This window comes from Candidatus Brocadia sapporoensis (assembly GCF_001753675.2).
Lineage (GTDB): Bacteria > Planctomycetota > Brocadiia > Brocadiales > Brocadiaceae > Brocadia > Brocadia sapporoensis.
Window position 1 is genome coordinate 1 of the sequence record NZ_MJUW02000008.1, and the last position, 3,070, is coordinate 3,070.

Here is a 3,070-nt window from a genome sequence, read left to right on the forward strand (position 1 = left end):
ACTCTGATATTAATTCAATGAATTATAGACACCTTAACATATAAGGGGTGGCATATTTTTGTTATCTCTGTCATATTTCACCCTTACAGGGTTGGATATTATTTTGCGGTTTTTATCTATAATCATGTCATCCCTTCGGGATTTTTTTCTTTCACATTCCAATGTTAAAGTAGGGGCAGGTTTCAAACCTGCCCCTACATGGCATGGTAAACACCGTTTTTATTGGGATTTTTTAAAAAACCAAATTGTTACAAAGTTTAATATTCCTGGCACAGCAAAGCTGCAACCGAAAAGAGTTTAACCACAAAACACGAAGGTCATGAAGAAAAACTTAGAAAAAAAGAAGTTTTTCCGGAGTAAACATTCATGAGCCGCAGGCTCATAAAGGACATGAAAATATATCATCTTCCCTTAATCCCTCCCGTCGAGGTAGAGTTCGCTCGCCCTTTATGAAAGAAGGTTGGGGAAGGGGTTTTCACACTAATACTATAATTACACCTCAATCAGGCTTAGTATTTTCTGTATGGGTACCTGAAAGGTAGGATTCCGTATTTTCAAATATTCCAGGGCGACACGCACCTGTGGCACTACCTGTTTAAACTCATTTAACCATAACCTCAGATTCTCTGAGGCGTTGGCAAGTCCCATAAGATAATGAATAATATCCACCAGCGCTACGTTATCAAATCTTTCCTCTTCCATATCCGGAAAGAGCCTTAACTGATGAAAATTCTTTGTGTCTTTTTTAAAAAGCAACTGGAGGTCTTTATATCTTTCATCAGGTTGTTTTACCTCATAAGTCCGTCCCCGTTTTGCCCTGCCCTTTCGCATAATACCGGCCTTCATCAATTCGTCAATCTCAAGAATACCGCGGGTTGCCTTATGCACCTCGTCACTTTGAATCTCTTTCCTGTCGCAAAGACAGGTGAGATACACATAGCTTATGGGGTCTATATGCTCAAGTTCTGAGGGTAACGGATGCGCAGTATCAATAAGTTGCTCCACCATCATCCGTATAGAGGCAAGGGCCTTTTGGAGTGGCACGACAACGCCATTATGGTCAACGATGGAACCATAGTGTTTACTGTATAACTCAAGACATTTGCCGATGAGGATGATGTTTATATCTGCGGGTAAGAGCTTTTCACTTCCGTACCTGCCAGCCTCAATCATATCAATCTCCTCCCTTGCCTTTGCACGTACCTCTTGCCTGACGCCTGCCCATGAACGTTTTTTTATATGGGTATCACCATTTCGTTTTTTACAGACATGGATGAGATCGTAGGAGATTGCCTGTTTATCCATGAGATGCAAGGAGCTCTCAGACTCACCATGTATGGGGTAGACTGCCTCTATCAAAAAACCTGCATTACAGACAGATTCAAGAAGCGATTCCCACGCACTTCCTTCTGCATGATGGAAGGTAAAAACCATGAGGCCATCATCAGTGAGATACTCAAAACATTTTTTCCATACCGATGTAAGTCCTTCTTCGTAATCCTGGACAGTCTTGCCACGGGTGGGATTTTCAACTATTTCCTCTACCTTTGGCGTTAATTCGGGTGAGAAATGAGGATACGTTTTTGAGAGTAACAACCGTAGCCAGACATAAAAAAAATCGGCAAGTTCAGCATAATTAACATTGCCTGCATAGGGAGGGTCTGTAATTACAAAATTAAATCTTCCTTCTGTTATTTCACTAGAATTTTTACAAATTGTTTTTGAATAATTATTTATCTTGATGATTTCATTTCTATTCTCACTTATAATTTTGTTCTCAGATATTTTGCGATCATAAGGTTTATAACAAAATACTTTTCCTTCAATAGCTTTATTTATGCACTTCAAAAAATTGCATTTTCCATAAGTAACACCCCAAACATTACCTTCTGCAAAAGTAGCTTTAGGTTGAAAGTCGTGCCGTGCAAATACTCCTTCAGTTTTATCTGCATCAGATCTATGTCTTGTAAATACATTGTTACTTTCCAGTGTTGTAAAAAACCCGCTTAGCAACATCTCCTTCAATACCTGATCCTCTTCCTCACCAATCGCCTTCAGCAATGTGCTCAGGCAGAGGAGTTGTCTCGGATTGAACATTTGGTGCCAGTATATATAATGATGTTCAAGAAGCCTGTGAGTCTCTTGCCCATCAGGAATTGAACTCTTTGGATATGGAAGCATCTCTCTTTCTTTTTCCCATCGTTTTTCTGCGTCCTGGTAGCGTTTCAGGTCTGAGGGCGTTATCCTTTTAAAGAACTTACCGTTGTTTTTGTTTATCATACATGAATGGGTCAGTCTCCTGCTTTTTGTGGTCTCATGAAAGAGGTTCTTTTCAAATGTTTCACCAGCGCATTCAGGGCAATAACCCTCTATGGCATACGGCCTGATTGGGAGCAATTGTTCCTGTGGCAGCTTTCGTATGGAATTGATAATCTTGTCCTTTGTGCCGCATGATGGGCAAACAAAGGCGCCCTTTTCGGCAACATTTCCTTTATTCGGGCTGTAATCTTTTTTGCAAGCAGGGCATGAGACATCGTCAGGTAAAGTGCCCCGATACTGCCAGACCGCATAACAATGGGGACAAAGCAGGACGGTAAGAGACACTTTTTTCTTTGCCTTTTTGAGCGATTTGACTTCTGCCTCCACATTTTCCGCAGAGCACCAGGGACATGCAGCCCTGTTTGTCATACGATCTCTTAATGCCCATCGCTTATGGGATCGCAATTCTCCCGATGCATCCTTTGCATTATATATCGTGAGTGTTTTTTCTGCTATCAGGGAAGCAGATTCTATATCCATATCAAACACCTTTTTACAATGCCTGCATTCATAATCGGACAAATATCTGATGGTTGGTGTTTTTTGAGCAATAATATAATTGTTAAAAAGAGTCACTTCCTGTTTACAGTTTGGGTTTGTGCAGATGGCGGATTTTACCCAAAAGGTGTAAATAATATCGGCGTCTCCATTAGCGCTGCTATTATTGGAAGACAACCCCCTTGATCCCCCTTTATTAAACTTAGCATGTCCCACAAATATTACTGGACAAACAGAGCTAAATAAGCTAAAC

General features: G+C 40.7%; 1 pseudogene. It reads right to left on the reverse strand.

From position 1 onward, the window contains the following. Positions 1–492 precede the first annotated feature (492 nt). Positions 493–3,070, reverse strand: a pseudogene (locus tag BIY37_RS00155) (hypothetical protein); the annotation flags it as partial.